At 63.3% G+C, this 14,809-nt stretch carries 12 protein-coding genes and 1 riboswitch; of the genes, 6 read left to right on the top strand and 6 right to left on the bottom strand.

What is annotated here, in order from left to right:
- Window positions 1-49: 49 nt before the first annotated feature.
- Window positions 50-799 (bottom strand): helix-turn-helix domain-containing protein, encoded by a 750-nt coding sequence (locus IZV00_RS16305; RefSeq protein ID WP_196227440.1) that lies wholly within the window; start codon window positions 797-799, stop codon window positions 50-52.
- Between the two features lie 318 nt (window positions 800-1,117).
- On the opposite strand from IZV00_RS16305, the gene IZV00_RS16300 reads away from it, so the two are divergent.
- A complete protein-coding gene (locus tag IZV00_RS16300) occupies window positions 1,118-1,570 on the top strand; it encodes a MaoC family dehydratase (protein WP_230463475.1) in 453 nt (150 codons plus the stop codon).
- A 38-nt stretch (window positions 1,571-1,608) separates the two neighbouring features.
- On the opposite strand, the gene IZV00_RS16295 is transcribed toward IZV00_RS16300, so the two are convergent.
- Together IZV00_RS16295 and IZV00_RS16290 are read right to left on the bottom strand one after the other, a co-directional pair.
- Window positions 1,609-1,851, bottom strand: coding sequence for a hypothetical protein (locus tag IZV00_RS16295; protein WP_196227438.1), 243 nt, complete (start codon window positions 1,849-1,851; stop codon window positions 1,609-1,611).
- Window positions 1,852-2,082: 231 nt separating this feature from the next.
- Window positions 2,083-4,041, bottom strand: a complete 1,959-nt coding sequence (locus IZV00_RS16290; RefSeq protein ID WP_230463477.1) for a TonB-dependent receptor — start codon at window positions 4,039-4,041, stop codon at window positions 2,083-2,085.
- A 241-nt stretch (window positions 4,042-4,282) separates the two neighbouring features.
- A riboswitch (cobalamin riboswitch) is annotated at window positions 4,283-4,529 on the bottom strand.
- A 208-nt stretch (window positions 4,530-4,737) separates the two neighbouring features.
- Here IZV00_RS16290 and IZV00_RS16285 point away from each other — a divergent pair.
- Complete coding sequence (locus IZV00_RS16285; protein ID WP_196227437.1) at window positions 4,738-4,911, top strand: hypothetical protein; 174 nt, start codon at window positions 4,738-4,740, stop codon at window positions 4,909-4,911.
- Between the two features lie 202 nt (window positions 4,912-5,113).
- On the opposite strand, the gene IZV00_RS16280 is transcribed toward IZV00_RS16285, so the two are convergent.
- Window positions 5,114-6,007: a LysR family transcriptional regulator gene (locus IZV00_RS16280; protein WP_196227436.1), complete on the bottom strand. Its 894-nt coding sequence runs from the start codon at window positions 6,005-6,007 to the stop codon at window positions 5,114-5,116.
- A 110-nt stretch (window positions 6,008-6,117) separates the two neighbouring features.
- On the opposite strand from IZV00_RS16280, the gene IZV00_RS16275 reads away from it, so the two are divergent.
- Window positions 6,118-8,220, top strand: a complete 2,103-nt coding sequence (locus IZV00_RS16275) for a malate synthase G (RefSeq protein ID WP_196227435.1) — start codon at window positions 6,118-6,120, stop codon at window positions 8,218-8,220.
- Between the two features lie 233 nt (window positions 8,221-8,453).
- Here the strand turns inward: IZV00_RS16275 and IZV00_RS16270 are convergent, their stop codons facing one another.
- Window positions 8,454-8,915 carry a low molecular weight protein-tyrosine-phosphatase gene (locus IZV00_RS16270; RefSeq protein ID WP_196227434.1) on the bottom strand — a complete coding sequence of 154 codons (462 nt, stop codon included), beginning with the start codon at window positions 8,913-8,915 and terminating at the stop codon, window positions 8,454-8,456.
- Complete coding sequence (locus IZV00_RS16265) at window positions 8,912-10,366, bottom strand: ATP-binding protein (RefSeq protein ID WP_196227433.1); 1,455 nt, start codon at window positions 10,364-10,366, stop codon at window positions 8,912-8,914. Before IZV00_RS16265 ends, IZV00_RS16270 begins: the two co-directional genes overlap by 4 nt.
- 225 nt (window positions 10,367-10,591) lie before the next feature.
- On the opposite strand from IZV00_RS16265, the gene ppc reads away from it, so the two are divergent.
- The 3 genes from ppc to IZV00_RS16250 all read left to right on the top strand — a co-directional run bounded on the left by ppc (window position 10,592) and on the right by IZV00_RS16250 (window position 14,770).
- The gene (gene ppc, locus IZV00_RS16260) at window positions 10,592-13,288 is read left to right on the top strand and encodes a phosphoenolpyruvate carboxylase (RefSeq protein WP_196227432.1); all 2,697 of its coding nucleotides are present in this window, start codon (window positions 10,592-10,594) and stop codon (window positions 13,286-13,288) included.
- Between the two features lie 247 nt (window positions 13,289-13,535).
- Window positions 13,536-14,114 carry a hypothetical protein gene (locus tag IZV00_RS16255; protein ID WP_196227431.1) on the top strand — a complete coding sequence of 193 codons (579 nt, stop codon included), beginning with the start codon at window positions 13,536-13,538 and terminating at the stop codon, window positions 14,112-14,114.
- On the top strand, window positions 14,114-14,770 hold the full coding sequence (locus IZV00_RS16250) for a hypothetical protein (RefSeq protein WP_196227430.1): 657 nt from the start codon (window positions 14,114-14,116) through the stop codon (window positions 14,768-14,770). Before IZV00_RS16255 ends, IZV00_RS16250 begins: the two co-directional genes overlap by 1 nt.
- Window positions 14,771-14,809: the final 39 nt, after the last annotated feature.

The raw sequence follows: 14,809 nt of genomic DNA, 5'->3' as shown, positions 1-14,809 counted from the left end.
TGCATGCAGCGTGTCTTGAAATGATCCCTTCGTCAAGGGTCGTCCACAATCAGCGAGGTTTTAGCGGCGCTACCGGACATGCCACTGCAAGAACAGCGTACCATTCCCCGGGCAGGGCCGAGGTGCGACGATCCGCCTGCGCGATTTCCCGTAGTTCGGCCCTGAAACGCTCGATCCTTTCGGCGACGCGCGCGACGCCCACGGGCGACAGCTTGACCGTTTCCACGCCGAAGATCGTATCTGGGTCCCCATAGTCCAGACTGAAGAACAGATGCTTCATATGCTGTTCGAAATGCCTGCGCATGGGTTCGCGTTGCCACACATGGGCCGGGTCCAGCCGCGCGCGCAGACGTCCTCCCGGCAGGCGATCGATCAGCGCCAGCCTTTCCAGCCGTTCGACATGTTGCGCGATATGTTCAGGTGGTATGCCAAAGCCTTCCTCGGCTTCGGACACCGGCCAACCCGTGACGATGATGAAGAAAATGGTGGATAGTTCGGGGCTTGTGGTCAGCGCCTTTTCCTGCGCCAGCGTCAGCTTGTCGGATGACCGATCGCGCACGGCGGCCTCTTCGGCGATTTCGGTGAGCGTGGTGTCGGCGAGCGCACATAGCTGCGACAAGGTGCGCAAACCCAGCCCGCGGCCATGCAGCCATCGTTTGACGGTAGCGGTGCCCACGCCAAGCTTTTTCGAGACGTCGGCCTGAGTCAGGCCCGCCGCTCGTAGCCGCCGCCGGAGTGCTGCCAGCAGCAGTTCATGTTCCATTCCGAAAGGGTCGTTGGACGGATGAGTGGGGCTCATCAGATGATCCCTTCCCACGCTGCAAGGATGATGTGGGTCGGTGACGGCGCTAGATCATATTCCGCGATGTTTGATCGTGGATGGTTCTGCGATCGATATCCATCCCTCGACTCTTCGGCTGCACGGCTTTCGTGCAGCCGAAGCTTCTTGTCTTCTCCAGTCATGGCCTCTCCAGCTTATTCTTTTGGGCAAGGGTAAGTAACTCGACGCCGCTGACAAGGTCCAACTGACCCTCGTCACCATTGGAGCATTTTCCTATCGCATTCGCGCATGCTTGTGCATAGTTTCGCTCTTGGAGCAGCGTGGGAGATGAATGGAATGAGCCAGTTTCTCGATTATCTTCAGACGCGGGCGGACGAGGAAGATGTGTCGGACTGGCTCCTGGTCAGTCAGGAGATGATCGACCAGTTCGCCGAAGCGACCAAGGATCATCAATATATTCATGTCGATCCGGAGCGCGCGAGGCAGTCACCCTTCGGCGGGACGATCGCTCATGGTTTCCTGACGCTTTCACTCCTGCCGCACCTATGTGCGGATGCGCGAGGCGACATCGTTCCCGACGGCGCTACGGAGATTAATTATGGGAGCAACAAGCTGCGTTTCCTGGCGCCCGTTCGATCCGGCAAACGTGTGCGCGGAAGGTTCAAGCCGCTGGAGATCGTCGAAAAGCGGCCGGGGCAGATTCAGCTGACCACCGAGGCGACGGTAGAGGTCGAAGGTGAGAGCAAGCCCGCCCTCATCTGCGAATGGATAACCCAGTTTCAGCTTTGATCCGACAATCGTCGGAGTAAGCGGGTTGGGCTATCCATTTAGGCCGCAGTGTTGGTCGTGTGCAGGCCGAAGGCCATGCGCGCGGCGTTGATGGTGTATTCATACTCCTCGCCGTCCGGTACGAGATCGTGCCAGTTCTTGTGCGTGATCGCCGCGAAACTGTCCTGCCATATCTTGCAGGCGATCAGTTGTATTTCTGTTTCCTTGGGGGGGCGCTGTGCTTCCAGGCAGTCACGCAATATCGCGTGAAAAACGGCGCCCCTTAATGGTGCGTGCTTCATTGGCATCCTCTCCAGGCTACTGATTCTTTGTCCAGATTGCCGAAGGGGAAAATTGCATAGAGGCGAAAAGACGTCAACTACGTCTCAAAATTTCCACGGGTATTTATCATGTATTCTATTGCGGTTTGACTGTTGCCCTGTCCACTTTTACTTTATAAACATCGCCGTTCATTATGTAAGCCATTGATCGGGAAGGCCGCGGGCTCTTTCTAGAAGCGGCCTTCCCCAGCATCAGAAGCTGAACTTGACGCCGCCCCTCACCGTTCGCGGTTCGACGACGCGGCTCAGCCTTCCCTCGACAGGCTCCACATCGGCGGCGGGAAGGTAGGACTCGTAATAATAAGCGATGTCCTTGTCCCGGCTGCCAAGGATGTTGAGCAGTTCGGCATAGATTTGCACCCGTTTTCCTTTCCATGCGGCGCGCGCGTTGACGACCGTGCTACCGGAATCGCGCACGCTATTGTCTTCGATCAGCGGCGAGGGGCCAAGGTGACGGACGCGGATGCTGGCTTCCCATGGATCGAACACGATGGCGGCCCCGGCGGAGGCGGCGTTTTTGAAGGCGTTGGGGATATGGTCGCCATTGGTGTAGCGGCTGTGGCTGGCGGTGTAGTTGCCGTCGAAGGCGAGCCAGGGGAGCGGGCGCCAGAAAGCGACAAGCTCATAGCCGTGGCGGCGGCTGGCACCGGTGGGTTCGACCGCGTTGGAGTCACCGACGAAGCGCAACTCGCTGCCCACATTCAGCCACCAATAGGTAGCGGTGAAGGTGAAGCCGGGCAGCTGGACGCGCGCGCCCAGTTCCTTGCCGGTTCCGCGCACCAGCAACGGTACGGGCGTGTCCACATTGACCGCGCCGCGCGCATCGTTGGAATGGAAGCCCCGGCCCCAATTGGCGTAAAGTTCGATGCTGGGATTGAGCCGCCAGGCGATCGCGGCCTTGGGCGAGAGGAGCGTGTCGGAACCGCTGCCTTCGCCCAACGCGTCGGCGTCGGCGTCCTTTGCTGTGACCGAATAATGATAATAGTCGCCGCGCAGGCCGCCCGTCAGACGCAGGCCCGGCAGCGGGGTCAGCGTCGCTTCGCCATAGAGAGCGGCGGAGGCTTCGTTCACGCGGTAGCGGCCGAGCGAGGAGAGGAAGGTGCGGACGGCGGTGCGGTTGACGCCGACATTGCCGATCGCGTCATAGCGGTTTTCCGTGCCGAGCTTCAGTTGCAGCGCCGAGCCAAGGTCCCATCGTTTTTCGCCGGTCAGGCCAAGGATCCAGCGGCGGTCGAACTGCTCGATCTGTGCGCTGGTGCCGTCGGGATCGGTGTAGGTGGGGTTGGAGAACATCGTCCAGTCGTAATATTGCGCGTAGAGATTGGCGCGCCATGTCGGCTGAACGGTGGCAAGATTGCCGATGATGCGCGTCGTCTCACCGCGCGCCGATGGATCGGGCGAGCAGAAGACATCGGGGCAAAGCGGCGTGCCGATGATGCGTTCGGGGATCTGTTCGGTCGGACGCCATGTCGCGCGATAGGCGTGCAGCGTGGCGTCGATCTTACCGGCCCCAGCGGGAAGCGTATATTTGGCGAAGCCCGCATAATGGCGCAGATGTTCAGCCTCCTGCCACGGGCCGTCATAAGCCTTGGCTTGGGCGACGAGGGTGAGATTGCCTGCGCCCGCCTTTACGGTGCCGCCTGATGCCAGCCTGCGCCAGCCGAAGGAGCCGCCCTCCGCCGCGACCCATGGACGGTCATAGCCGTCGATCGTGGTCATATAGGCCGCACCCGCGAGCGCGAAGTCGCCACCATCGGCGCGATAGGGGCCTTTGCGAAAATCCTCGCGCGCGATGATTTCGGGGATGAGGCCGTTCAAGTCGAGATAGCCCTGGCCGTGGCCATGGCTGCGGAAATTCATCTGAACCCCGTCGATATAGGTGGTGAAGTCCGATCCATGGTCGAGATTGAAGCCGCGGAGGAAATATTGATTGGCCTTGCCGCTGCCCGAATGTTGGGCCGCAACCATGCCCGGTACGGCTTCGAGCAATTCGGCAACGCGCAGCAGCGGGCGGACGAGCAGGTCCGCGCCGCTGATGCTGCCTTCGCTGGCCGCATGGGCGGTGCCGATCTTGTCCTCGCCCCGGCCGAAGACGATGATGGTGTCGGCGTCGTCGCCCGCGTCGTTCGCATCGGCGGCGAAGGCGGGCAAGGGAAGGAGCGTGGCGGTCAGCGCGCAGGCGGCGCGGTGGAGTTGATTGAGTAGTTTCACTTTATGCACTCCGGGCGTCTGGCGACATCCGGCAAGAGACCTGTCGCCCGACGACGACCGGCGCGCGCGAGCGACCGGACGCCCCCAAAGGCGGCCGCCAGCGTCACCGAAGCGGCCTCTTGCCGCTCGTTCGTCGCTCAGACGGAAACTACCGTGCCGCGGCCATCCCCTGGACCAAGGCAAGAGCGACCAGACGCTGGCAGGTCTCCTGGCTCGCGGGTCATCGCTTGATGCACGGCCTTCCCAGGCCTCGCAGGATTTAGCGTCCGGCCCAGTGACTTGCCCCAACCTGCCTGTGAGGTGGGGCGATGTGCATCGCGCTCGCCGCTTACAGTTGCAGGGACAGCCCTGGCTTGGGGAGGCGGGTGCCTCCTTTACCATGTTCCCTTTTAAGCCTCTTTCGAGGCACCGGCGCGATCATACCCGGGGTTGCCCCGAGTGACGGGGGCGATAGCGGAGGTGGTGAGGTGGGGCAAGTGGGGTTACTCCCTCTCCCCTTTAGGGGAGAGGGTTGGGGAGAGGGGAGTAACGTGGGTTGCTTTACAGTCCCCTCTCCCGCCTTCCCCCCGCCTTCGCCGGGGTCGGCACCTCGGCCAGAGTCACGTGCCTCTGGCCGACCCCTGAAGGGGAGAGGGGATGGCCGATGGATCAGTTCAGGGTCGCGCTGCGCTCGCGCTGAAGGCGCAGCGCCATGGCTTGGTAGCGGACGGCGCGTTCGTTGTGGAGGGCGATGGTGGCCTGGTCGGCGCCGCGCAGGCGCGCTTCCCTGGCTTGCCGCGCTTCCTGGGCGGCGCAGGCGGAAAAATGTGACGCGTCATTGGGGCGCATGGCCCTTATCCTCTCTCAATTTCTTATGGCTCGAACGATAACATCGGCCTGTTTCCCGCTGCTATTACGCAGGTTAACAGGGGAAAGCTTCTGTTTTTTGACAGTCGGCTTGCAAATGATTTCAGGAGGGGATTTCTACGCTTTTCAGGCAGTTGGGCGGGTGGCGCCAAGGTGCTTCTTGCTATCAGTCGCCCCGGTTCCACGATGCATCGCGGAAGATGTCGCGCAGGAAGCCGATGAAGGCGTCTACGGCGGCGGGACGGCCTGCGGCGCGGGGGTGGACGGCGTGGACGGCGAGGTCCTCGGGTCCTTCCCAGCTATCGAGGACGCGGACGAGGCTGCCCTGCCCGATCAGGTCGCCCACGTCCCAGAGCGAGCGTAACGCGATGCCGACGCCCGTCAGGGCGAGTTCGCGCACGATTTCGCTGCTGTTGGTGCGGACACGGCTTTGGCCATCGACCAGTTTGCGCGCGCGGCCGTTGACGAGCCGCCATGGCAGCTGCCCTTCGGCGGCGAGCAGGTGATGATGGGCCAGGTCGGCGATCTTTTCCGGCAGGCCATGCGCCGCGAGATAGGCGGGGCTGGCGCACAGGATGCGGCGGTTGGCGGCGAGGCGATGCCCCTCCAGATGCGCGGGAATGTCGCTGGTGATGCGGATGGCGACGTCGATCCGCTGGGCGAGGAGGTCTTCATAGGCGTCGGTCAAGTTGAGTTGGAGGTCGACACGTGGATGCTGTTGAAGGAAGCGGGCGACATGGCGCGCGACGTGTAGGCGGCCGAAGGAGGTGGGGGCAGAGATGCGCAACGGCCCCGACGCCGTGCGATGGCGGTTGGTGACGCGATCTTCGGCCTGCTGGATGGCGTCGAGGATGGCGACAAGATCGCGGTGCAGGCTGGCGCCTTCCTCCGTCAGGGCAAGGCGCCGCGTGGTGCGATGGATGAGGCGGACGCCAAGCCGCGCTTCCAGCCGGGAGATGCGTTTCGACATCATGGCGGGCGAGATGTTCAATATGCGGCCTGCCGCCGAAAGGCTGCCTGCCTCTACCGCGCGGGCGAAGAGAAGATAATCGGGATCCATCGATGATCTTTTCCTATGAGGAACAGATGCTTTGAGTTCTTATTGTCTAGTGCGAGGATGGGCGGGGGTCTATAGGCTTTTGCCACGGTATTTTGGATGGAGAGTTGCCCATGGGCGGGATGATCGAGAAATCGGGCCTGAAGGTCGCCGCCGAGCTGGCGCGCTTTATCGATGAGGATGTCCTGCCGGGGACGGGGCTTGAGGCGGAGGCATTCTGGCAGGGCGCTGCGGGAATTTTCGCGCGGTTCGCGCCGCGCAACGCGGCCCTGCTGGAAAAGCGCGATGCGATTCAGGCGCAGATCGATAGCTGGCATTGCGAGCAGGCGGGGCGGCCCTTTGATGCGGAGGCTTATCGGGCATTCCTAACTGAGATCGGCTATCTGGTGCCGGAGCCTGCGCCCTTTTCCATCGGGTCGGGCCGGGTGGACGCGGAACTGGCGACCTTGGCGGGGCCGCAGTTGGTGGTGCCTATCCTCAATGCGCGGTTCCTGTTGAACGCGGCCAATGCGCGTTGGGGCAGCCTTTATGATGCGCTGTACGGGACCGATGCGATCCCCGGCGCGGCGGCGGGCAAGGGCTATGATCCGGCGCGCGGCGCACAGGTGATTGCCTGGGCCAAGGCGTTCTTGGATCGGGCGGTTCCTCTGGCGGAAGGAAGCTGGGCCGATTGGGCGGGTGGCACGCCGGTCTTGCGCAATCCCGCGCAACTGGCCGGGCGGGCAGGGGATAACATCCTGCTTCGCAACAATGGGCTGCATATTGAGCTGGTGATCGACGCAAGCCATCCGATCGGGCGGGATGACCCGGCGCATCTGGCCGATGTTGTTTTGGAATCGGCGCTGTCGACCATTTGCGATCTGGAGGATTCCGTTGCTGCGGTAGATGCGGCGGACAAGGTTGCCGCCTACGCCAACTGGCTCGGCCTGATGAAGGGCGACCTGGAGGACAGCTTCGAGAAGAATGGCGCGATGATGACGCGGCGGTTGAATGGCGACCGTTCTTATGTCGCGCCGGATGGAAGTGCGTTCACGCTGCCGGGGCGGTCTTTGCTGTTCGTGCGCAATGTCGGGCATTTGATGACGACGCCTGCGGTGCGGCTGGCCGATGGGGCGGAGGCGCCTGAAGGGATATTGGATGGGATCGTTACGAGCCTGATCGCCTTGTATGATCTTCGGCGCAACGGCCGCTTCGTCAACAGCCGGGCGGGCAGCATCTATATTGTGAAGCCCAAGATGCATGGGCCTGAAGAGGTCGCCTTCACCAACGAGCTGTTCGACGCGATCGAGGATTTGTTGGGGCTGGAGCGGCATCAGCTGAAGGTTGGGGTGATGGACGAGGAGCGGCGGACTTCCGCCAACCTCGCCGCGTGCATCCATGCGGTGCGGGACCGGATCGTGTTCATCAACACGGGCTTCCTAGACCGCACGGGCGACGAGATCCACACGTCGATGCGCGCGGGGCCGATGATCCGCAAGGGCGAGATGAAGGGCGCGGCGTGGATCAAGGCTTATGAGGATCGCAATGTGCAGATCGGGCTGGCCTGCGGATTGTCGGGCAAGGCGCAGATCGGCAAGGGGATGTGGGCGGCTCCTGACAGGATGGCGGACATGCTGGAGCAGAAGGTTGGGCATCCGGTGACGGGGGCGAATACAGCTTGGGTGCCTTCGCCGACTGCCGCAACCTTGCACGCTACGCACTATCATGAGGTCGATGTTTTTGCTCGGCAGGAGGAGCGGAAAGCGGAGCCTGTGGCGGGGTTGGACACGCTGTTGACGATACCGCTGGCGGCGGGGGTGAACTGGTCGGCGCAGGATGTCCGCGATGAGCTGGACAATAATGCGCAGGGGATATTGGGCTATGTCGTGCGCTGGGTGGACCAGGGCGTCGGCTGTTCCAAGGTGCCGGATATTCATGATGTGGGGCTGATGGAGGACCGGGCGACGTTGCGGATTTCTTCGCAGCATATCGCGAACTGGCTGCTGCATGGGGTGTGTTCGGCAGACGAGGTCGAGGCGGCGCTGCGGCGGATGGCGGCCAAGGTCGACGCGCAGAATGCGGGCGATCCGTTGTACCAGCCGATGAGCGGGCGGGAGGAGAGCAGTCTGGCGTTTCAGGCGGCGCGGGCGCTGGTGTTTGAGGGCGTGGCGCAGCCTAACGGCTATACCGAGCCGCTGCTGCATTCTTATCGGGCGCGGGTGAAGGCGGCTGCTTGAACGGCTGTTGTGGGCTTTGATTTTCGCGCAGAGGCGCAGAGGTCGCAGAGGGGTTTTGCGCTGGCGTTGCTCTGCGGTCTCTGCACCTCTGCGCGAATATTATTTCATGAGGAGACGCGGAGAGGGTGCGTGTGAGGTGAGCGGGTGCGTCTTACTGACTGCACGTTGGATGCGAGGTTTTGAGGAATGCGCTGCGCGGGCCGGTTTGCCTTCGCGGCTCCGGGTGAAATAAATCAGTCTCGCAGCAGTTTGATCAATGCACGGGCTGCGCGAGTTACATCGTCCCATGTCTCATCGAAGCCTTCGTCCTCGCCGAAATAGGGGTCGGTGACGCTGGTGCCTTCGCGGCCGGGGATCAGGTCCATGAGGAGGCGGAGGTCGGCGGTGCCATCTGACGGGCGGATGCGGCGGAGGTTTTTGAGGTTTTCCCCGTCGAGGGCGAAGATGTGGTCGAAACGGTGGAAGTCCTGCGCGGTGACTTGGCGGCCGCGATAAGTGGATATGTCGATGCCGTTGCGCAGGGCCACGGCCTGCGCACGCTTGTCGGGCGGGGAGCCGACATGCCAGTCGCCGGTGCCTGCTGAGTCTATTTCCATGGATAGGTCCGCGCGTTCGGCTTCGGCGCGGAGGGCGGCTTCGGCCAATGGCGAGCGGCAGATGTTGCCGAGGCAGACGAAGAGGACGGAAATGGTCATCCTTCGGCTGCGGCTGTTGAGAGGCCGAGTTGCGGGACTCCGATCGAGCGGCGGCCGCCGAAGTCGGTGCGGGCGACGATGACGCCGATCTTTTCCATATAATCGATTAGGCGGCGGACGCGGCCTGGCGAGCTGGTGCCATAGGCGCGGGCGAGGGCGCTGTCGTCCGGGCAGGGCAGGCCCTGCATCGCGGCGCGGGCGATGAGGAGGAAGGGGGCGAGCATATCCTCCGGCAGAGGCTGGGCGGCTTTCATCGCGTCATCCCAGCGCGGGTCGGCGGCGTCGAACATGCCCGCCTGCGCCATAGCGAAACGCTTGCGGAAGGCGGCGAGGTCTAGTGGGGGCGTGCGCAGGCCCTTCATGCGGCAGCGGACGCCGAAATCCTGATAGAGGGTCGCGGCGCTGGGTTGCGCGTCTCCGAGGTCGGCTACGATTTCTTCGAGGACGGCGATGACGACGGGCTCATTCTGGCCGAAGTCGAGTTCGGGTGCGGCGGGCTTGGCCAGCGGCGCGGCGGCGAGGGCGCGCATCAGTTCTTCGGCGGGGAGCGGCGGCGGTTCGGCGCGCGGCGGGGGAGGGGGCGGTACGTCCTCCTCACCTGCGCTGGCGAAGAGCAGTTCCTGCATATTTTCGGTCGCGGCAGCGGGGGGCGGCATCAGCTTGTGGGTGCCGCCGCGCGTGCTGGTTTTCACGGTGCCGATCTTCACCGCGACGGGGCGGCGGCAGATGGCGGGGCCGAGGGCGAGGAAACGGCCGCGTTCGAGATCACGTATCTGTTCGGCCTGGCGGCGCTCCATGCCGAGAAGGTCGGCGGCGCGGGCCATGTCGATGTCGAGGAAAGTTCGGCCCATGAGGAAGTTGGATGCTTCGGCCGCGACATTCTTGGCGAGCTTGGCGAGGCGCTGGGTGGCGATGACGCCAGCAAGGCCGCGCTTGCGCCCACGGCACATGAGGTTGGTCATGGCGGCGAGGCTGAGGCGGCGGGCTTCGTCGGAGACGTCTCCGGCGGCGACGGGGGCGAACATCTGCGCTTCGTCGACGACGACGAGGGCGGGATACCAATGGTCGCGCGGGGCGTCGAAAAGGGTGGAGAGAAAGGTCGCGGCGCATTTCATCTGCGCTTCGAGTTCGAGGCTTTCGAGGCTAAGCACCACCGAGGCGCGATGTTCGCGGATGCGCGCGGCCATCTTTATGATTTCGCGTTCGTTATAGTCTCCGGCATCGATGACGACATGGCCATATTCATCGGCGAGGGTGACGAAATCGCCTTCGGGGTCGATGACGACCTGTTGGACGAGGGGCGCGCTTTCTTCCAGCAGGCGGCGGAGGAGATGCGACTTGCCGGAACCCGAATTGCCCTGAACGAGCAGGCGGGTGGCGAGCAATTCCTCTACGTCGATCGGAACGGGGTTGCCGTTGCCGTCGGTTCCTATGCTGATGGTGGCGGTCACGGACTTCCTTTGGCCCAGGCGGTGGGGTTCGCGCAAGGGTAGTGTGGGCATGTCTCACTCCTCCGTTCGCCCTGAGCTTGTCGAAGGGCTTTACTTCTTGAGAAGTGGAGGGCCTCGACAAGCTCAGCCCGAACGGGTGAGAGGTAAGTGCGCGGGAGGAGGGGAGGAGGCCCGACAGCGCAGATTCCCTTGACCCATAGCTTGTTGCGGCGCAGCATCGATCTCATGGCGACTCTTTCCTCACCTGTTCCTCCGGTCACGCAAAATCCGGACATTCGTTACCTCGGCCGTCTGCTGGGCGATGTGATCCGGGCTTATGGCGGCGAGAGGCTCTATCGGCAGACGGAATATATCCGTTCGGCCTCTGTTGACCGGGCGCGGGGCATTCATGGCGCGGATGTGGTGGATACCGGGCTGGAGGCGCTGAGCCTGGACGACACATTGTCCTTCGTGCGCGGGTTCATGCTGTTTTCGATGCTCGCCAATCTGGCCGAGGATCGGCAGGGGGTGGCGGCTGATCCGGATGCTGATGTGAAGTCGGCCATCGAGCGGCTGGAATCCCATGGGATTGGCCGCGATGCGGTGATGGCGCTGCTCGACCATGCGCTGATCGTGCCGGTGCTGACGGCGCACCCGACCGAGGTGCGGCGCAAGAGCATGATCGATCATAAGAACCGCATCGCCGACCTGATGGCGATGAAGGATGCGGGGCATGAAGAGACCGACGATGGCGAAAATCTGGACGAGGCGATCGCGCGGCAGATCGCGTTGCTGTGGCAGACGCGACCGCTGCGGCGGCAGAAGCTGTTCGTGCAGGATGAGATCGACAATGTCCTGACCTATTTCCGCGACGTGTTCCTGCCCGTGCTGCCTGCGCTTTATGCGCGGTGGGAGCGGGTGTTGGGGGAGCGGCCGCCCAGCTTCCTGCGGGTAGGAAACTGGATCGGCGGGGACCGGGACGGCAATCCGTTCGTGCAGGCGCCGCAGTTGCGGTCGGCGCTGGGGCGCGGGTGTGAGGCGGCGGTCGCTTATTATCTGGATGCGGTGCATGCGCTGGGGGCTGAGTTGTCGCTCTCGACGGAACTCGCGCAGGTGCCGCAGGCGGTGCTGGATCTGGCGGAAGCGAGCGGGGACAGCTCGCCTAGCCGAGGGGATGAGCCTTATCGCCGGGCGCTGTCGGGTATTTATGCGCGGCTGGCGGCGACCTACCGGGCGTTGGTGGGGAAGGAGCCACCGCGTCCTTCGCGATTGACGGGCGAGCCTTATGCGCTGCCGGGGGATTTGCGGCGCGATCTGGTGACGGTGGCACAGGGGCTGGCGAGTGAGGGCGATGGCGCGCTGGCGACCGGGGGAGCGCTGGGGCGGTTGATCCGGGCGGTGGAGACGTTTGGTTTTCACCTTGCGACGCTGGACATGCGGCAGAATAGCGATGTGCATCAACGCGTCGTTGCCGAGTTGCTGAAGGTCGCTGGCGTGGCGGAGGATTATGCCGCGTTGGATGAGGAGGCGCGGGTGGCGCTGCTGCGGCGTGAATTGGCGAGCAACCGGCCCTTGGGGTCACGCTTTTCGGAATATTCGGAGGAGACGACTTCCGAACTGGCGATCGTGCAGGCGGCGGCGGATGCGCACAGGACTTACGGGCCTGCCTGCATCAGCCACTACATCATTTCCAAGGCGGAGAGCGTTTCGGACTTGCTAGAGGTCAATCTGCTGCTGAAGGAAGCGGGGTTGTGGCGCGCGGGGAGGGATGGCGGCCCGGCGACGGCGGCGATCATGGCGGTGCCGTTGTTCGAGACGATCGCCGACCTTGAGGCCGCGCCGGACATCATGGCTGCCTATTTCGGTCTGCCGGAGATTAGGGGCGTGGTGCGGGAGCGAGGCCATCAGGAAGTGATGATCGGCTATTCCGACAGCAACAAGGATGGCGGTTATATCACCTCCACCTGGGGGCTGTATCAGGCGAGCAAGGCGCTGGCCCCGGTGTTTGAAAAGGCGGGGACGGCGATGCAGCTGTTCCACGGACGTGGCGGCGCGGTGGGGCGTGGTGGGGGATCATCCTTCGCGGCGATACAGGCGCAGCCGCGCGGCACGGTGCAGGGGCGCATCCGGATCACCGAACAGGGCGAGGTGATCGCGGCGAAGTTCGGCACGCGCGACGTCGCGATGACCAATTTGGAGGCTATGACGAGTGCGACTTTGCTCGCCAGTCTGGAGCCGGAGGGGATTTCCGATCGGGATGCGGCTCGATTTGCGGGGGCGATGGATGCGCTGTCGAAGACGGCTTTCGCGGCTTATCGGGACCTTGTTTACGGGACGCAGGGGTTCAAGGAGTTCTTCCGGCAGCTGACACCGATTCAGGAGATTTCAGGCCTGAAGATCGGGTCGCGGCCCGCGAGCCGGACGAAGAGCACACGGATTGAGGATTTGCGCGCCATCCCCTGGGTGTTCAGCTGGGCGCAGGCGCGCGTCATGCTGCCCGGTTGGTATGGGATGGGGCAGGCGATTCAGGCTTTCAAGGACAAGGCGTTGCTGGCCGACATGGCGCAGAGCTGGTCTTTCCTGCAATCGGCGCTCGCCAACCTGGAGATGGTGCTGGCGAAGTCGGATTTGGGGATTGCCGCGCATTATCTGCCGCTGGTCGAGGATCAGGCGGCGGGCGGCGCGATTTTCAAGCGTATTCGAGAGGGGTGGCAGCTGACGCATGACGGGCTGCTGGCGGCGACCGGGCAATCGCGGTTGCTGGAGAAGAATCCGAAGCTGGATGAATCGATCCGGTTGCGGTTGCCCTATATCGAGCCGCTGAACCTGTTGCAGGTGGAGTTGATGAAACGCCATCGCAGCGGGGAGGATGATCCGCGCATCAAGGAAGGGATCGAGCTGTCGATCAATGCGATCGCTACAGCGCTGCGCAACAGTGGGTGATCGGGGGAATTCGGGACGGCTGCAGTCCATGCCGCCCCGAACCCCTGACCTCCTCTTAAGGGAGGCGCGAGCCGATAATGAGGGGCGCGTCGATACGTGCCCGTTGTCAGAAATCCTAATCTATCCAATAAGATGAAGGTCGCATGAATATGCATGCCGACACGCGACGAACAGAGTTGGCTTTCATTCACAACCAATTCAACCTGCAGACGTTATCCTGTCTGTATTGGAGAAAAGGAGAAAGGCAATGACGTGGTCCGGACAGAAGTTTCTGGCTGCGATTAGCCTTGCCGGTGCGGTGGCACTGGGCGGCTGCGCCTATGATGACGGCTATTATGGCGGCGTGAGCGTGGGATCAGGCTATTACGGCGGTGGCTATTACGACGATTATTATGGCCCCGGCTATTATGGTTCGGGCTATTACGGTCCTGGCTATGGCTGGTACGGGGATTATTATTATCCCGGCAGCGGCTATTACGTCTTTGACCGCAGCGGTCGGCGCCATCGCTGGAATGATGATCAGCGCCGTTATTGGGAAGGCCGTCGCAATGAACGAGGTGATCATTGGCGCGGCAGTTTGGCGCGGCCGGAAGATGGTAGGCTCTATCGCGATGGACGCCCCGTAAGAGATGGGCGCTGGCGTGGGCGGGACAGGAATGATGCTGCCGCTCCTCCTCCGTCAGCTCAGAGCCAGCCGCGTGCGGGTAGTCCGCGGGGCAGCTGGGGCGGTGGCCGATCCGGGTCGGGATCTGGTTCAGGTTCGGGTTCTGGCTCCGGTAATGGCAGTTCCGACGGAAACCACTGGCGCGGGACGCTGCGTCGCTGATGCGGGCTGGGTGGGGCGCTGTAACGCTAATCACATGCCTCTCGCTCGCCGGTTGTGACGGGCGGGAGGAAAGCGCGATCGACAATCTCGCCAACGGCGCCAATGCGACGCAGGTGGAAAACAGCTTCCGCGCGGAGGCGCAGGCGGCGCTGGAGCCGCTAAGGCCGCCTGAACCGGGCACTCCGGGTGGATTGCCGCCGGACGCGGCGCCGATCGAGGAAGGGTCGATCGATCCCAAGGGACCGCAAGGCGCTGCGCAGGTTGTGCAGGGCTATTATGGCCTGTTGGAAGAACGCCGCTTCGACGACGCGCAGGATTTGTGGAGCGAAAAGGGCGCGGTTGGTGCGGAGGATGACGAGGCCTTTGCCCGGCGATTCCGTAATTTCAGTGAAATTCATGCGCATGTCGGGGCGCCCAGTGAGATGGAGGGCGCGGCGGGGTCGCTTTATGTGACGGTGCCGGTGCAGGTTTACGGGCGGCTCGCGGCCAATGGGAAGCCTTGGTACATGCTGCGGCAGGTGACGCTGCGTCGGGTCAATGACGTGCCGGGGTCGAGCGAGTCCGACCGGCGGTGGCATATCGAGACGATCGGGGCTTATGTTGCGCCGGTTGAGGGTGAGGCTGAGGTCGGGAACAACGCTTCAGCGGCGCGATGATATCGGGGCGAGCGGACATTACTCCGCTCGCCCTTGCGC

It is taken from the genome of Sphingobium sp. Cam5-1 (genome assembly GCF_015693305.1).
GTDB lineage: Bacteria > Pseudomonadota > Alphaproteobacteria > Sphingomonadales > Sphingomonadaceae > Sphingobium.
The sequence above is the reverse complement of the archived record's forward strand: the minus strand, read 5'-3'. Positions and strand labels throughout refer to the sequence as shown.